This window comes from Burkholderia sp. MSMB1588 (assembly GCF_001546925.1).
Taxonomy (GTDB): domain Bacteria; phylum Pseudomonadota; class Gammaproteobacteria; order Burkholderiales; family Burkholderiaceae; genus Burkholderia; species Burkholderia humptydooensis.
Map to the genome: position 1 here is coordinate 955,243 of NZ_CM003770.1, position 14,137 is coordinate 969,379.

Annotated in this window: 12 protein-coding genes and 2 pseudogenes; 8 read left to right on the top strand and 6 right to left on the bottom strand. The window is 64.2% G+C overall.

Features of this window, described 5'->3' with window-relative positions; genetic code table 11:
• Positions 1-72: 72 nt before the first annotated feature.
• From dctP to WS92_RS35525, 4 genes are all read left to right on the top strand, one after another.
• Positions 73-1,131: a TRAP transporter substrate-binding protein DctP gene (dctP, locus tag WS92_RS30935; protein WP_015602805.1), complete on the top strand. Its 1,059-nt coding sequence runs from the start codon at positions 73-75 to the stop codon at positions 1,129-1,131.
• Positions 1,128-1,364: a hypothetical protein gene (locus WS92_RS34205; RefSeq protein WP_138110331.1), complete on the top strand. Its 237-nt coding sequence runs from the start codon at positions 1,128-1,130 to the stop codon at positions 1,362-1,364. The genes dctP and WS92_RS34205 overlap by 4 nt, the downstream gene beginning before the upstream one ends.
• Positions 1,351-2,124 (top strand): 5-oxoprolinase subunit PxpA, encoded by a 774-nt coding sequence (pxpA, locus tag WS92_RS03985; RefSeq protein WP_015603363.1) that lies wholly within the window; start codon positions 1,351-1,353, stop codon positions 2,122-2,124. Before WS92_RS34205 ends, pxpA begins: the two co-directional genes overlap by 14 nt.
• Positions 2,125-3,448: 1,324 nt before the next feature.
• Positions 3,449-3,754: an H-NS histone family protein gene (locus WS92_RS35525; RefSeq protein WP_009917439.1), complete on the top strand. Its 306-nt coding sequence runs from the start codon at positions 3,449-3,451 to the stop codon at positions 3,752-3,754.
• 102 nt (positions 3,755-3,856) lie between these two features.
• Here WS92_RS35525 and WS92_RS35530 read toward each other — a convergent pair.
• A pseudogene (locus tag WS92_RS35530) lies at positions 3,857-4,450 on the bottom strand (LysR family transcriptional regulator); the annotation flags it as partial.
• Positions 4,451-4,610: 160 nt separating this feature from the next.
• Here WS92_RS35530 and WS92_RS04000 point away from each other — a divergent pair.
• The 4 genes and pseudogenes from WS92_RS04000 to WS92_RS04010 all read left to right on the top strand — a co-directional run bounded on the left by WS92_RS04000 (position 4,611) and on the right by WS92_RS04010 (position 9,007).
• Positions 4,611-6,128, top strand: a complete 1,518-nt coding sequence (locus WS92_RS04000) for a M81 family metallopeptidase (protein ID WP_009917437.1) — start codon at positions 4,611-4,613, stop codon at positions 6,126-6,128.
• Positions 6,129-6,326: 198 nt separating this feature from the next.
• Positions 6,327-6,470, top strand: a pseudogene (locus WS92_RS36950) (alpha/beta hydrolase); the annotation flags it as partial.
• Positions 6,471-6,710: 240 nt separating this feature from the next.
• Positions 6,711-8,789: a carbon starvation CstA family protein gene (locus WS92_RS04005; RefSeq protein ID WP_015603803.1), complete on the top strand. Its 2,079-nt coding sequence runs from the start codon at positions 6,711-6,713 to the stop codon at positions 8,787-8,789.
• Between the two features lie 11 nt (positions 8,790-8,800).
• Positions 8,801-9,007: a YbdD/YjiX family protein gene (locus WS92_RS04010; RefSeq protein WP_006029694.1), complete on the top strand. Its 207-nt coding sequence runs from the start codon at positions 8,801-8,803 to the stop codon at positions 9,005-9,007.
• Positions 9,008-9,103: 96 nt separating this feature from the next.
• Here WS92_RS04010 and WS92_RS04015 read toward each other — a convergent pair whose 3' ends face one another.
• From WS92_RS04015 to hpnH, 5 genes are all read right to left on the bottom strand, one after another.
• Positions 9,104-9,529: a transcriptional regulator gene (locus tag WS92_RS04015; protein WP_006029693.1), complete on the bottom strand. Its 426-nt coding sequence runs from the start codon at positions 9,527-9,529 to the stop codon at positions 9,104-9,106.
• Between the two features lie 176 nt (positions 9,530-9,705).
• Complete coding sequence (locus WS92_RS04020) at positions 9,706-11,103, bottom strand: aspartate aminotransferase family protein (protein WP_059933475.1); 1,398 nt, start codon at positions 11,101-11,103, stop codon at positions 9,706-9,708.
• A 140-nt stretch (positions 11,104-11,243) separates the two neighbouring features.
• Positions 11,244-12,167 (bottom strand): LysR family transcriptional regulator, encoded by a 924-nt coding sequence (locus tag WS92_RS04025; RefSeq protein WP_059933472.1) that lies wholly within the window; start codon positions 12,165-12,167, stop codon positions 11,244-11,246.
• Between the two features lie 178 nt (positions 12,168-12,345).
• Positions 12,346-12,699, bottom strand: coding sequence for a DOPA 4,5-dioxygenase family protein (locus WS92_RS04030; protein ID WP_015603702.1), 354 nt, complete (start codon positions 12,697-12,699; stop codon positions 12,346-12,348).
• 271 nt (positions 12,700-12,970) lie between these two features.
• Positions 12,971-14,131, bottom strand: coding sequence for an adenosyl-hopene transferase HpnH (hpnH, locus tag WS92_RS04035; RefSeq protein WP_009917432.1), 1,161 nt, complete (start codon positions 14,129-14,131; stop codon positions 12,971-12,973).
• Between the last annotated feature and the right edge of the window lie 6 nt (positions 14,132-14,137).

A 14,137-nucleotide genomic window follows, 5' to 3' on the forward strand; every position in this document is an offset into this window, starting at 1 on the left:
TCCGTTACCACATGGAGCGCGTTAGGCTAGATCCCGTGACGTTGCGGTCGCACGTAACGCGGAGTGGCCGGTATGCTGATAGGGAAAACAAACAAACTGACGAGGGCAATGGGTTTTGGGCTGCTGCTGTGGGTAGCGGTTGCCCATGCACGTTCATACGCTAACGAACTAATCGCGTTGTCGTCCGAGTGGGTGATCGCAACGGCATATCCTGCTGATACTGTATCGGGCCGCGCCGCTGAAGATTTCGCCAGTTTGTTGAATCAAGCGAATAATGTTGCCGCTGTAGCGCTTCCTCGCTTCAACGAGAAGACTGTGTCGTCGCGATCTCCGGATTCAACAGACTTACCCTTTCGAGTCGAATTTTCCGGTGATTGGGCAACTCGCGAAACAATCCTGGCGCTGTCAACTTCACCATATACGGTAAAGTCGGTCGAGGAGGCGTGTGCCATTTCGCGCATCGCACGACCGGCGTACCGCGCGGCGCTGTCTCATTATGGGTTTGTGCTGCTCGCGGTAATCCCTTGGCCACCAACTGGGATTTGGTCAAGAAGCGAGATTAGTTCGCCAAAAGACTTTGTCGGCATGCGTGTTCGGACCTATGACGAGTCATCAAAACTGGTCCTCGAGGCGCTAGGCGCACATGTGGTATCGCTACCGATCCAGGAGGCGCTTGCACAAATCAAGACCGGAGGCGTCGACGCAGTGATGTCCTCAGGTGATGGGGCGGCAGGGCGTGCATACGCATCAGACCTGCCGAACTTCACGGCATTACGTTACGCATATCCCGTGTCCTTTCTGGTGGCGAGCAGACATTTTCTCGACGGTTTGTCGGCCAGTCAACGCTCGGTGATTTTTGCTGCTGGGTGGGAAACAGAACGACGCGCGTGGGCGAGACTCCCTGATCGAGTGCGGCGTAACTACGAGATGATGGCAACTCTCGGCGTCGCTGTTCACGACCCCGCCCCGGCATCGCTCCTCGATGCTGTTGTCCGAACAGCAACAGGCGGCTTCAGAAAGGCTGTTACTAAGGACTCGGAGGCAATCGGCATATTGGAGCGTTTTCGAGCGTGCTCTGCGTCAGGTTGCGGCACGTGCACATTGGATGTCCAAACGGAGGCTTCTCGGTGAAACTGGCTAAGCACTTTATTGCCGTAGCCGCACTGACGGCGATCTATTCCTTTGCACTTGCAGTCGCGCAGCGGAACGCTGACGATCTTGTTGATGCGCACAAAACGATAGCCTTCCGCGTCGGCGACAAGGCGTGCGAAGTCAAGAATATTTTCGTGGGTGATGCCCTGGTGCGTGTTGGACAGCACTGCGAAGCTCTCAGCGAAGGAGGTTCATCGGATGCACACGATTGACCTAAATGTTGATCTTGGGGAAGGCTGCGGCAATGACATTGCATTGCTCGAGTACGCAACGTCGATCAACGTGGCCTGTGGCTGGCACGCCGGCGATGCCGTAACGATGCGGGAAGTCATCGCGTCGGCGCTTCGGGGCGGTATAGCGGTAGGGGCTCATCCCAGTTACCCAGATCGGGAAAACTTCGGCAGAAGGTCAATGAACCTGCCGCCGGAAGAGATATATGCGGGCGTGCAGTACCAGGTCGGGGCGGTGAGCGGGATCACGCGCGCGCTTCGCGGTCGCCTTACTCACGTGAAACCGCACGGCGCGTTGTACAACGACGCTGAACGTAAGCGGGCCGTCGCTGTTGCGATCGTCGAAGCCGTGCGCGACTTCGATTCTTCGCTGGCGCTGTTCGGTTTGGCTGGTGGCCAACTCGTGAGTGTGGCCCGTGAGTATGGCCTTACCGCATACGACGAGGTATTTGCCGACAGGGGGTATGCGTCCGACGGAAAGCTCCTTCCTCGAGCGGCGTCGGGCGCCATGATCGAAGACGCTGCCGAAGCAGCTCGCCGTGCGGCAGAGATGGTGTCGAAGGGCGGGGTGAAGAGCAATGATGGCGTTTGGATTGAGTTCCCGATTCAAACCATCTGTTTGCATGGCGATGGGCCGAACGCGCTAACGTTCGCTCGGCACATCAAGCATGCTTTGGTGGAGGCGAGCCGCGACGGTCGGTCCCAGTTGCGACGCACAGTTATCGAAGAACGCGCTCAATAGGTACTTTCTGAAATCAAGATGTTCGTTTTGATTCCCTGACGGTCGTTTTGATGCGTCATTAGCGTAAATTCGCATCGATTCCCCCCCTTTCCACCGTTGGCATGTGGAAAATACGGCCCATGCTAACGGCTGAGGGATCTATGTTCTTCACTTTTTTAGGGAATCGGCTGTTGCTTTGACTGGTGCTGACAACTACCTGTTCGATTTGCTCAAGGACGACCGGGGAAGTGGGTTATCCGGATGACGATCCTCGATGGCACGCAAAAACCGCATCAAGCGATGAGCGGTTGACGCTGGTGTTGGAGCACCAGCATCAACCTGACCATTACGCAGCAACTGTGAGGAAAACCGGAATGGCTACATCCATTGTAGCGCATTGGTCTCGTCGTGCGACCAAGGTAAACGCGCAGGCGTTCTGCCCCGCGGGGACTTTGCCCGCAGCTATCCCGACATTCCCTCCCTTCTTTGCCAGTGCGTTGTTATCGGCCCTCGGATGCTGGCGTTTCGCTTCGGTTCAACTGATGTTGGTCGGAGCGCTTTTTATTCCCCTTCGATGTGGCTTCTGCGCGGCACGTTACGGTTCGCCGTCGGATCGACATCGACGCAAAGAGATATCCAGCGTTTCTTGGCGCCGTGCAGTTTGTAACGTGATGGCCTTCTGGCGCGAGCCCCGCTCTTGCGTCCCGCTTGCCTTGTTCTGCCTCGGGTGGGTGGCGTTGCTGTGCGCAGTTGTAATTTGCTACGTGCAGCGTTATTTACAACTTACAGCGGTTTGAAGAGAAGCGGCGGCGGGTAATGCTGCGAACATCGCCCGCCGCCTAACTTAGGTGCACACATTGAGAGACTACCATGGCTGACCGTATTTTACGGGAACGTTGGCACACCTGTCCGTTCGCGGTCGCGACGGTTGTTTTCGTTGCAGCGCGATCAAGTTTGCGTGCCTCGAATTCGACGTACACGCGCCAGCGCGCGATTGCGAAATTTCCACCGGAACATGAGAAAACCGAGGACCTCCGTTCGATGCGCAGACGCCGTTCAACGCCCGGCTTCGACCATCGTCCAGTGGAGAATTCGGCTATCCCGTTACACGAGATTCGCTGCACTTCCGGACGGGGCTCAGGCGACATCTGACCACTTGGCGTGTATCGGCCACCGCCTGCTGCCCTCCGATCTGCCTCGGAGCAGGCGGTTTGCGATCGTCGATATCGACGATCGCCTTTTTATTCCTCCCAGTGTTGGACGGCACAACCAACCAATACACCCGTTCGGCTGTCGCGCCCCGATCGGTGCCTGTGCGGGTACGCCAGTAAATTGGAGAGTCATTGTGACGACCTATGAAGAACTGAAGGCTCAGCTTGACGCACTCAATAGGGAAGCCGAAGCAGCGAAGCAGCGTGAAATATCAAAGGTTCTGTTGGATATTCGTGAAGCGGTCCTGAGATATGAAATCCGGCCGGAGCAAATTTTTCCGACTTGGACGAGGCTGCGTTCGCCTGACAAGCGGCGTGGGCCGCTCCCGCCGAAGTACCGAAACCCGATGACGGGGGAAACGTGGAGTGGCCGAGGGCGGGTGCCGAAATGGATGGTCAATAAACCACGTGAGGAATTTCGATTGGATCGAGATTCGTGAGCTTGGTCGTTTTTCCGCGCAACGCAAGCGAGCGGCGATCGACGGTCTTTGCTCAATCAAGCGCCGGATGAAACCTTCACCGCTTGCCGTGCCGCCCTTTCCTTTTCCATCGTTGCCGCCCGCCGCTGAAAACACCGCCAACCACATCTTGATCCACCCGACCAACTCCACCGGCGCCAGCGCCAACGGCCGCCCCGACTTCGCGATCAGCCGCGCGTGCGCCCCCTCGAATATCGGGTGCACGATCGGCACCGTCGTCGACTCGCCGGCCGCAATCTGCAGATAGGCGGCGGATTCACCGATCAGCGTGATGAAGGTCTTCGCCGCGACGATGCGCTCGAGCGCCGTCAGCAAATTCGTCGTCATCGTCGGCCGGATCTCGATGTTCTCGGCCAATTCCAGCATCTCCACCACGTGGCCGATGCCAAACGTAGGCGGCATCAGCGCGAGCGGGTGATCGCGGCGCAACAGCAGCACGACCGGCTGCGGCGAACTCGCACGATACGCGAGCAGTGGATGCGGCGGCGGATTGTACGCCAGCCTGATGTGCGCGCGGCGCCGAGCTCTTCCTCGAGCAGCCGGATCTGACGCGTGATGACGGGTGGTGACGTGTTGATGTGGTCGGGCGCTGCGGATGGTGACGTGCGTCAGGGTTTCGTGGAAATACCGAAGGCGCTGAGGGTTGATTTCTCGCATCGAGGAACTCCCGGCTTGGCTCGCTGTTGTTCAAGGGGTAACGCTATGTGAACTTGGTTGCTCTTGCTTGCAGCGCAGCGCGCTGCCAACATGCATTCGACACCGCGTGCCGTCCGATCGACGCCAGCCCGAGATGCCGTCCGCCATACAGGAAAGCGACATGAACATTCTGATTGCAGGCTTTCAGCACGAGACCAACACGTTCGCGCCGACGCGCGCGTCGTATCAGAGCTTCGTTCGCGGCGAAGGTTTTCCGCCGCTCACGCGCGGCGCCAGCGTGCTGTCGCTGCGCGACGTCAACGTGCCGATCGGCGGCTTCATCAAGGCCGCGCAGGCGAACGGGCATGCGCTGCTGCCGGTCGTCTGGGCGGGCGCGTGTCCGTCCGCGCATGTAATGAGCGACGCGTTCGAGCGGATCGGCGGCGAGATTGTCGACGCGGCCGAAGCAGGCGGCTTCGACGCGATCTATCTCGACTTGCACGGCGCGATGGTCACCGAGCAGTTCGACGACGGCGAAGGCGAACTGCTCGCGCGCATGCGGCGGATCGTCGGTGGCCGGATGCCGATCGTCGTGTCGGTCGATCTGCACGCGAACGTCACCGCGCGGATGGCCGCGCATGCGAGCGCGCTCGTCGCCTACCGCACCTATCCGCACGTCGACATGGCGGAAACCGGCGAGCGCGCCGCGCAAGTGCTTGAGCGGCTCGTGTCCGCGGGCCGGCCGTTGCATTGCGCGATGCGCCGGTTGCCGTTCCTGATTCCGATCAACGCCATGTGCACGCGTGCAGAGCCAGCGAGCGGCGCGTATCGGCTGCTCGCGCAGCTCGAACGGGACGGCGTCGTATCGATGTCGTTCGCGCCGGGCTTCCCGGCCGCCGATTTTCCGGAGTGCGGGCCGGCCGTGTGGGCGCACGCGTTCGATGTCGACGTCGCCGAGCGCGCGGCCGATGCGCTGTTCGCGAAACTCGTCGGCGAAGAGGCGCGCTGGAGCGTGCCGTTCCTCACGCCCGACGCCGCGGCCGCCGAGGCGATTCGCCTGAGCCGCACGTCGACGAAGCCCGTCGTCATCGCCGACACGCAGGACAATCCCGGCGCAGGCGGCGACGCCGATACGATGGGCATGGTGCGCGCGCTGCTTCGCAACGGCGCGGACGATGCGGCGGTGGGCGTGATCTGGGACCCCGACGCCGCGGCCGCCGCGCACCGGGCGGGCGTCGGCGCGCGCATCGGCCTGCGTCTGGGCGGCCGCTCGCGCGTGCGGGGCGATACGCCGCTCGAGGCCGAATTCGAAGTCGAGCACCTGTCCGACGGACGCTTTCGATTCGACGGCCCGATGTTCAACGGCGCGCGCGGCGATCTCGGCCCGGTCGCGCGCCTGCGGATCGACGGCGTCCGGATCGCGGTGAGCACGAACAAGATGCAGACGCTCGAGCGCAATCAGTTTCGCGTCGCGGGCATCGAGCCCGAGCGGACGAAGATCGTCGTGAGCAAGAGCTCGGTGCATTTTCGTGCGGACTTCGAAGCGATCGCCGGCGCGATCCTCATCGCGAAATCGCCGGGGCCGATGGCCGCTGATCCCGCGGATCTCGCGTGGGCGCGCCTCGATCCCGACATCCGCGTTCGGCCGAACGGACCGACCTTCGGGTCGATTCGCGCGGCGATGCGTCAGCCCCGTTAGTCCGTTTCAATTCCCATTCGATGGCAAGCCGCCGGCGTGACCGACGTCCGCCGGCCGGTCCGGCTCGTGCCTGCTTTTTGCAGATGCGACGCGGCCATGCGTCGGCTCGCGAATCGATCGTCGACCGGGGCGAGGCGCCGCATCCGGCCCGTCATCGACGGCGCAGCGTTTTCTGACAATCCTGAAGGAGGGCTCATCATGTCGCATCTCATCAATGCCCGGCGCCACCGGCTGATCGGCACCACGCTGGCGGGCATCGGCCTGATGGATCTCGGTCTGGGCGGATTCGCTCACACTCGGTCCGGGTCCGCGCCGCGCCCGGCGAGCGCGGCGGGCGTGGCGCGCACGTGGTTTTCTTTCTCGCCGTTCGGTTCTATATTCCGAGGGATCGAACGGCGCTCACCCCTCGCAAACCCCTACGCAATGCCACGTAGCCGCTGTACGTAGTTATGCGCTTGTTGGGTTTGCGTCGAAGGCGAACAATAAGGCCCCATCGCTACGTCCCGACGGAGCGTGACGCTTGCCGTCGTTGCGCGCGGCCGCCCGCCGCGCATATTTCCAAAAAAATAGACAGGAGACGCCATGAATCGGGCTTCCGGTTATTTGATCTGGATCGCCGTCGCGCTGCTCGGCGCATTCGCGTTCGGCACGATCGCGCTCGCGCACGGCGAGCGGGTCAGCGCGCTATGGATCGTGATCGCCGCCGTTTGCGTGTATTTGATTGCGTACCGCTTCTACAGCCGCTTCATCGCGAGCAAGGTCGTGCAGCTCGACGGCCTGCGGATGACGCCCGCCGTCAAGTACAACGACGGTCTCGATTACGTACCGACCAACAAGTACGTGCTGTTCGGCCATCACTTCGCCGCGATCGCCGGCGCGGGGCCGCTCGTCGGCCCGGTGCTCGCCGCGCAGATGGGCTACACGCCCGGGATGCTGTGGATTCTCGCGGGCGTCGTGTTCGCGGGCGCGGTGCAGGACTTCATCGTGCTGTTCATCTCGACGCGCCGCGACGGCCGCTCGCTCGGCGATCTCGTCAAGATGGAGCTCGGTACGGTGCCCGGCGTGATCGCGCTGTTCGGCGCGTTCTTGATCATGGTGATCATTCTCGCGGTGCTCGCGCTGATCGTCGTGAAGGCGCTGACGAACTCGCCGTGGGGCACGTTCACCGTTGCCGCGACGATTCCGATCGCGCTCCTGATGGGCGTCTACACGCGCTACATCCGGCCGGGCCGGATCGGCGAAGTGTCGATCATCGGCTTCGTGCTGCTGATGGCGTCGATCGCGTACGGCCAGCACGTGCACGATTCGCCGACGCTCGCCGCGTGGTTCACGTTCAGCGGCACGCAGCTCACGTGGATCCTGATCGGCTACGGCTTCGTCGCGTCGGTGCTGCCGGTGTGGCTGCTGCTCGCGCCGCGCGACTACCTGTCGACGTTCCTGAAGATCGGCACGATCGTCGGGCTCGCGATCGGCATCCTGATCGTCGCGCCGGAGCTGAAGATGCCGGCGCTCACGAAGTTCATCGACGGCACGGGCCCGGTCTGGTCGGGCAACCTGTTTCCGTTCCTGTTCATCACGATCGCGTGCGGCGCGGTGTCGGGCTTCCATTCGCTGATCTCGTCGGGCACGACGCCGAAGCTGCTCGACAACGAGACCAACGCGCGCTTCATCGGCTACGGCGCAATGCTGATGGAATCGTTCGTCGCGATCATGGCGCTTGTCGCCGCGTGCGTGATCGAGCCGGGCGTCTATTTCGCGATGAACGCGCCGGCCGCCGTGCTCGGCACGACGCCGGAAGCGGTCGCGAACACCGTCACGCAGTGGGGCTTCATGCTGACGCCCGACATGCTCACGCAGACGGCCAAGGCGGTCGGCGAGACGACGATCATCGCGCGCGCCGGCGGCGCGCCGACGCTCGCGGTCGGCATGGCGCAGATCCTGCACCAGGTGATTGGCGGCGAGGCGATGATGGCGTTCTGGTATCACTTCGCGATCCTGTTCGAGGCGCTGTTCATCCTGACGGCCGTCGACGCGGGCACGCGCGCGGGCCGCTTCATGCTGCAGGACTTGCTCGGCACGTTCCACCCGGCGCTCAAGCGCACCGAATCGCTGCCGGCGAACCTGATCGCCACCGCGCTGTGCGTGGCCGCGTGGGGCTACTTCCTGTATCAGGGCGTGGTCGATCCGCTCGGCGGCATCAACACGCTGTGGCCGCTGTTCGGCATCTCGAACCAGATGCTCGCGGCGATCGCGCTGGTGCTCGGCACCGTCGTGCTGTTCAAGATGAAGCGCGAGCGTTATGCATGGGTGACGATCGTGCCGACTGCGTGGCTGCTGATCTGCACGCTGACGGCCGGCTGGCAGAAGGTGTTCGATTCGAATCCGAAGGTCAGCTTCCTCGCGCACGCGGCGAAGCTGCAGGCGGCGGCCGCCGACGGCAAGGTGCTCGCGCCCGCGAAGTCGCTCGCGCAGATGCAGCGGATCATCTTCAACGACTACGTGGACGCGGCGCTGTCGGCGCTGTTCATTCTGGTCGTCGCGAGCATTGCGGTGTACGGCGTGATCGCGGTCGCGCGCGCGCGGCGCGCCGTGCAGCCGACGTCGCGCGAGACGCCGTACGAGGCGATGCCGGCCGCGCAGGCGCTCGGCAGCGGACGCTAGAGGAGGCCGCGATGTTCTCCGATCTCGGCGGCGAATTGCGCACCGCGGGCCGGTATCTGGGGCAGGCGTTGCGGCTGATGGTCGGCCTGCCCGACTACGACGGCTATGTCGCGCACATGCGCGCGACGCATCCCGATCGTCCGGTGATGACCTACGAGGAGTTCTTCCGCGAGCGGCAGAACGCGCGATACGGCTCGGGCGCGGGAAAGTGCTGCTGATTGCGTAGTTCGCGGGCGGCGGCGCTTTCGTGATTGTCGTAACAGGAAAAAGCGTCACGGTGCGAGCCGTGACGCTTTTTTCATGCCCGCCGCGGCTCAGCGCCGCTTCGACGGATCGCCGTAGAAATGCTCGATCAATTCCTGCATCAGATAACGATGATGCGGCGAAAGCGCCTCGATTTTCGACGCCAGCTCGATCGTCTCCTGCGTCGGTGCATATTGCTCGTCGCGTCGCAGCGGCGCTTGCGTTTTGCCGCCGGGCGCGCCGGGCGGCGGGCCGTAATGGAGCCAGTGCAGATCGACGCGCAGCCAGTCGGCGAGCGTGCGCAGCTTGTCGGGCGTCGGGACCGTGCGGCCCGTCAGCCATTTATGCGCGGTCTGCGGTGAAATCGGATGTTCGCCGCGATGCCGCAGATTGAAGTGCAGCGCGAGAGCGGTCGCACCGGCGATTTTCTCCGGACTGCGCTGCAGGGCGAATTTCAGGCGTTCTGCGAACGCCGTTTTTTCTTCGAGCGTCGGCATGGCCGCATTGTGCGGCGGCACATCGCCAACGCGGACAACCATTCAGGCTATTATTAGCTTTATAAAGATAAATTTGGCTTGGCAATGAAAGGTTGAGTGGGGCGATTTTGGGGCGCCTTATTTATTGTTTGAGCTGGCGTTTGATTTCGCATTGCCTTGCACGGAATATCCGGTTGTCAGGTTTTAATTAACTCGGGTGAGATAATTGGCCCGGTGTCGAGCATCTCGCCGATGCATGCATCGAACGCGGCCACCAGCCGATCGACGTCTTCCGCGGTCGTTTCCGGGCATACGAGCATCATGTTGTGAAACGGCGTGATCAGCACGCCGCGGTTCAGCAGATACAGATGCACGATGTGCTCGAGCTCGCCGTCGAGCTGCATGCCGGCGATCGTGCCGTTGCGCGGCGGCGTCGGTGCGAACTGGAATTCGGTGCGCGCGCCGATTCGCGTCACGCACCACGGCAGCCCGCGCCGCGCGATCGCCTGCTCGAGCCCGGCCGCGAGCCGCGCCGCGAGATCGAACATGTGCGCATACGCGGCGGCCGTCATCACGTCGGCGAGCGTCGCGCGGATCGCGCGCATCGCGAGCATGTTCGCGGTCAGCGTCGTGCCGATGCCGGAATGGCCGGGCGGCGCGCTCGTCTTCGCATGCTGCGCGCGCTCGGCGAACGACGCGCTGAAGCCGTACACCGCGCACGGCACGCCGCCGCCGATCGGCTTGCCGAGGACGAGCAGATCCGCGTCGAGCCCGTGCGCGCTCGCGTAGCCGCCGGGGCCGCTGCTGATCGTATGGGTTTCGTCGATCGCGAGCAGCGTGCCGTGACGGCGCGTCAGCGCGCGCGCTTCGCGCCAGAAGTCGGGATCGGGCAGCACCATGCCGATGTTCGTCAGCGCCGGCTCGGCGAGCACGCATGCGACGTCACCGTCCTTCAGCGCGGCTTCGAGCGCGGCGAGATCGTTGAATTCGACGACGCGCGTGTACGCGAGCAGATCGTGCGCCTGGCCGAGCAGGCTGTCGCGCTGCACCGGCCGGCCGTCGACGAGATCGACGAACACGTCGTCGACGGTGCCGTGGTAGCAGCCGTTGAACACGACGATGTGCTTGCGGCCCGTCGCCGCGCGCGCCCAGCGCAGCACGAAGCGGTTCGCGTCGCTTGCGCTCAGCGCGAACTGCCAGTACGGCAGCCCGAAGCGGCGCGCGAGTTCGGCGCCGACCCACGCGGCGTCCGCGCTTGGCAGCATCGTCGTGTAGCCGCGCGTCGCCTGCTCGGCGAGCGCGCGCGCGACGGGCTCGGGTGCATGGCCGAACATCGCGCCCGTGTCGCCGAGACAGAAATCGACGTAGCGATGGCCGTCGACGTCGGTGAAATGCGCGCCGCGCGCGTGATCGACGTACAGCGAGAACGGCGTCGACCAGTCGCGCATCCAGTGCAGCGGCACGCCGAACAGCAGATGCTGCGCCGCTTCGGCCGAGAGCGCGCGCGATTTCGGCATCGCCCGTTCGAACGCGTCGCGTTCGCGTGCGGCGAGCGCGCGGGCGCGCGCCAGGTTGACTCCGTGGCGAATCTCCAAGTCTGGCTCCTTGTGCGGGATGAAGCGGGATCGCGGAACGTCGACGAAAGCTTCGCATATTCGTTCGAGTTGGTCGATCCGAACGAGGGCATCGGGCGTGGGGGCATTGGTGAGCGTGGGGCTTACGCGTCACGCGCGCGTCATGCGTGCGCGAGCTGCAATGCCGACGGGCCGGCGCACAGGCCGCGCACGACCCGGCGCAGCCACTGGTGCGCGGGATCGCTCTGGAAGCGCGGATGCCACGCCTGCGTGATCAGCACCGTTTCGAGCGACACCGGCAGCTCGAACGTGCGCACGCCGAGCCCCGCCTGCACCGCGCCGAGCGCGAGATGCTCGGGCAGCGGCAGCAGCAGGTCCGACTCCTGCAGCGCGAACACGGCCGCATACGGCGTCGGCAGGACCAGCAGCACGTGCCGTTCGAGGCTGCGCTCGGCGAGCGCGGTGTCGATCGGCCCGGACGACTTGCCGCGCCGCGACACGCCGATATGCGGCCAGTGCGCAAAGCGTTCGGGCGTGATGTCGTCGTCGAAGATCGGATGATCGTTGCGCGCGAGCCCGACGAACTTCGTCGTGAAGAGCGGCTGCACGCGGATCTCCGGACCGAGGCGGCGCGATGCGCTGATGAACAGGTCGATGCGGCCGCTGCGCAGCGCGTCGTCGTCGACGTCGTCCTCTTCGGGCATGAAGCGCACCATCGCGCGCGGCATCCCGCGCGCCATCTCCTCGAGCAGCCGGCTGCTGTGCATGCCGACGAAGATGTCGTTCGCGCGCACGCTGAACTGCTTGTCGAGCGTGCGCAGATCGACCTCGGCGCTCGGCGCGAGCAGTTGCGACGCGCGCTCGACCGTCTCGCGCACGACGCCGCGCAGCGCGAGCGCGCGCGGCGTCGGCACCATCTTGCGGCCGGCCTGGACGAAGATCGGATCGCCGACCGTCTCGCGAATGCGCGCGAGCGTGCGGCTCATCGCGGGCGGGCTGAGGTTCATGCGGCGCGCGGCGCCGACGACGCTGCCTTCTTCGAGCAGCGCGTCGAGCGCAATCAGCAGATTCAGATCGGGTGCCATCGACTTCTCCGTGTCATGACGTGCATGCGGCGCAATGGTAGTGCGAGCGTCCGCCGTCCAGTGTCAACCCAGACGCACTCGATGATTGCGCGGCGCGCAACGCTGGATGTACGCGTCGGCGGTTTCGCTTGCCGATTCCGGCATGCGACGGCGCGCGCCGTGTCGGCTCTTCCGCGTTTTAAGACTTCAGCGCATCGAGATTCAACGCATGCGAGCGGCCGATCCAGACCGCGGCGTCGCGATGATCGCGCAGCTCGTCTCCCGTGTTCGGATGCAGGAACACGTCGAGCTCGCGGTGATGCAGCGTGAGCCACGGCACGACTTCGGCGAATTGCGCCGGCCCGAACGCGATCTGATACGACCACGCCGGATGCGGGCCGACGAGGCGCTCGTGGAAGCGGCCGAGCTGCACGGCCGCGCCGAAGCGGCGTTCGACGGTTTCGCGAAGGGCCCACGCCGCGTCGCGGCTCGATGCGTCGAAATAGACGTGGGCATGCCAGCCGGTGATGGCGGCGACGTCGGATGATGTCATGGCGGTTCCCGGAATGTCGGCGGCGGCGTCGCGGCATCCGGCGCGGCGCGCAGCGTTATCGGCGGCGGCGCATCGTCTCGGCGCCGGCTCAGCGGGCATCGTAACCCGGCGCGGGAAAGCGTGCCGGGCGGCTCGCCGTTGCCCGATCGCCGTCGCGTGTCGCTCCACGCGAGCCATGCGCCCGAACAAAAACAAAAGGCGCCCCGAACATCGTCCGGGGCGCCTTGGTCGACGACGGAGAACGCGAGCGCGTTCCGTGTCGCGGCGATCGTCAGGCCGTCGCGGCCGGCTTCGGCGACTTCTGCAGCTTGCCCTTGCCCGCGCGCTGGATTTCTTCGAGCTTGATCTCGACGTGGCGCGAGAACACGTACTCGGCCGGACGCTGGTTGTCGATCGGAATGTCCGGCGCGAACGCGCCTTCGGTCCGGATGCCGCTCATCGACACCTTCAGCGCCTTCAGCGGATGCGCGATCGTATCCATCACGGCGGTGGCCTCGAAGCCGCAGTGGACCATGCAGTCCGCGCACTTCTCGTAATTGCCGACGCCGTACTTGTCCCAGTCGGTCGATTCCATCAGTTCCTTGAAGGTCTTCACGTAGCCTTCGCCGACCAGGTAGCACGGCTTCTGCCAGCCGAACACCGTGCGCGCCGGGTTGCCCCACGGCGTGCACTTGTACGTCTGGTTGCCGGCCAGGAAATCGAGGAACAGCGACGACTGGCTGAACGACCAGCGCTTGCCGCCTTCGCCGCGCTTGAACACCTCGCGGAACAGGTTCTTCGTCTTGTCGCGGTTCAGGAAGTGCTGCTGGTCCGGCGCGCGCTCGTACGCATAGCCCGGCGACACGGTGATGCCGTCCACGCCGATCGGCCCGAGCGTATCGAAGAATTTCGCGACGCGCTCGGGGATCGCGTCGTTGAACAGCGTGCAGTTGATGTTCACGCGGAAGCCGCGGCGCTTCGCTTCCTTGATCGCCGCGACCGCCTTGTCGTACACGCCTTCCTGCGACACGGAGTGGTCGTGCGCGTCCTTGTCGCCGTCGAGGTGGACCGACCAGACGAAGTACGGGCTCGGCTCGTAGTCGTCCATCTTCTTTTCCATCAGCAGCGCGTTCGTGCACAGATAGACGAACTTCTTGCGCTTCATGATGCCCTTGACGATGTCCGGCATTTCCTTGTGCAGGAGCGGCTCGCCGCCCGCGATCGACACGACGGGCGCGCCGCATTCGTCGACGGCCTGCAGGCATTCGTCGACGGACAGGCGCTGGTTCAGGATCGGGTCCGGATAATCGATCTTGCCGCAGCCGTTGCAGGCGAGGTTGCAGCGGAAGAGGGGCTCGAGCATCAGCGCGAGCGGATAGCGCTTGTTGCCGGACAGGTGCTGGCGCACGATGTATGCGCCGACGCGCACTTGTTGGAGCAGCGGAATAGACAAGAGACG

Bases quoted from the DNA above. Each gene is read 5' to 3' on its own strand.
- dctP (WP_015602805.1), top strand. From the start codon at position 73: ATGCTGATAGGGAAAACAAACAAACTGACGAGGGCAATGGGTTTTGGG.
- pxpA (WP_015603363.1), top strand. From the start codon at position 1,351: ATGCACACGATTGACCTAAATGTTGATCTTGGGGAAGGCTGCGGCAAT.
- WS92_RS04000 (WP_009917437.1), top strand. From the start codon at position 4,611: ATGAACATTCTGATTGCAGGCTTTCAGCACGAGACCAACACGTTCGCG.
- WS92_RS04005 (WP_015603803.1), top strand. From the start codon at position 6,711: ATGAATCGGGCTTCCGGTTATTTGATCTGGATCGCCGTCGCGCTGCTC.
- WS92_RS04010 (WP_006029694.1), top strand. From the start codon at position 8,801: ATGTTCTCCGATCTCGGCGGCGAATTGCGCACCGCGGGCCGGTATCTG.
- WS92_RS04015 (WP_006029693.1), bottom strand. From the start codon at position 9,529: ATGCCGACGCTCGAAGAAAAAACGGCGTTCGCAGAACGCCTGAAATTC.
- WS92_RS04025 (WP_059933472.1), bottom strand. From the start codon at position 12,167: ATGGCACCCGATCTGAATCTGCTGATTGCGCTCGACGCGCTGCTCGAA.
- WS92_RS04030 (WP_015603702.1), bottom strand. From the start codon at position 12,699: ATGACATCATCCGACGTCGCCGCCATCACCGGCTGGCATGCCCACGTC.